The organism is Mycobacterium sp. TH-M82, assembly GCF_057473605.1.
In genome coordinates this window covers 1-1,305 of record NZ_JBYCKY010000889.1, presented here as the reverse complement: position 1 = coordinate 1,305, position 1,305 = coordinate 1, and the positions used below count along the sequence as shown (strand labels likewise).

The window sequence follows — 1,305 nt, the reverse complement described above, 5'->3', positions numbered from 1 at the left end:
AACCTCAAGGCACTATGCCGCGCGCATCATCTTCTGAAAACGTTCTGGGGCTGGCAAGACAAACAACTTGCCGACGGGACGCTGATCTGGACCGCTCCGACCGGCCACACTTATGTGACCACCCCAGGCAGCGCCCTGCTGTTTCCCGCCCTAGCCATCCCCACCGGTGACCTCACCCCACCTGAAACCACACCCGAGCCGCCCACCGACCGCTGCGCCGACCGCACCGCCGTGATGCCCCAACGCCGCCGCACCCGCGCCCAAAACCGCGCCCGCTACATCGCCTCCGAACGCCGGCGCAACCAGCAGGTGCGCCAGGCGCACCAGGCCGCCCGCCAAGCCTTCTGGACCACCCCCGCACCATCAGCCAACTCCGACGACGACGACCCGCCACCCTTCTAGCGTGGTTGGTGCCCTCATAGATCTGGGTGATCTTGGATCCCGCGCGGTATGGCCCGTCTCACCGGGACGACCGGGCGCCCCTTCGGTTGAGCACCGAATCGCCTGGCGGGATCTGGCTAAGCGGTTTCGCCCGTAAGCTCGTCGGGGGTCATGCGGCGCGGGGGTGGGCCACGTTGTGTTTGTGGTTGTCGAGTCTGGGCGACCCGACCGCGTGGACATAACCCCCAATGAACTTACGAGCGCGACCACTTAGGTGCGGACTACGCGCCGTAGCGCTCGTCTCCGAGTCTCGCGCCGCCCAGCGACAATCGTCGGTTGCGACTACGCCCCGTTGTTGGGACCGCCGGGGTTGGCGCCGGCGATGTCGGTGATCGGGAAGTTCGGCATCGGCGCCGGTGACGGCGTGTTCGGCAGCGACGGGATCTCACTCGCCGGGATGTCGTGCAGATCGTGGGCGGGCGGCCCGTTCTCCCTGCTGCCGTAGACGCTGCCCGGTGGGCGCGCACCGAGCAGCTGGCTGACCGTGACCAGGTGATAGCCATTGGCCCGCAATACCGGAATGAACTGGTACACCAGGTCCACGGTGGACGAGTAGCTGTCGTGGAACAACACCACCGAGCCGGGCTTGATCTGGCTCATCAGCACCTCACGGGTGGCCGAGGTGTTGGAGTCGTTGATCCAGTCGAACGGTATGACGTCCCACAGGACGCCTGCCAGTTCGAGCTTGGCCGCCTGCTGGTTGACCGCGTCGTTGGTCAGTCCGCCGGCAGGCCGCCACAGCGTCGGGGTGCGCCCGGTGGCGGCGCTGATCGCGTCGTTGGCCTTCGACAGCTGCCCGGGAACGTCGGCCGCCGGGATGGTGGTCATGTTGGGGTGTTCCCAGGTGTGGTTGCCGATCTCCAT

1 protein-coding gene and 1 pseudogene are annotated in these 1,305 nt (G+C 66.9%); one reads left to right on the top strand and one right to left on the bottom strand.

The genetic code is table 11. The features are described 5' to 3' along the window. A pseudogene (locus AC2VON_RS25940) lies at positions 1 to 402 on the top strand (HNH endonuclease signature motif containing protein); the annotation flags it as partial. 321 nt (positions 403 to 723) lie between these two features. On the opposite strand, the gene AC2VON_RS25935 reads toward AC2VON_RS25940, so the two are convergent. Then, positions 724 to 1,305, bottom strand: a 582-nt coding sequence (locus tag AC2VON_RS25935; protein ID WP_486955375.1) for a polysaccharide deacetylase family protein, incomplete at its 5' end; no start/stop codon positions are given.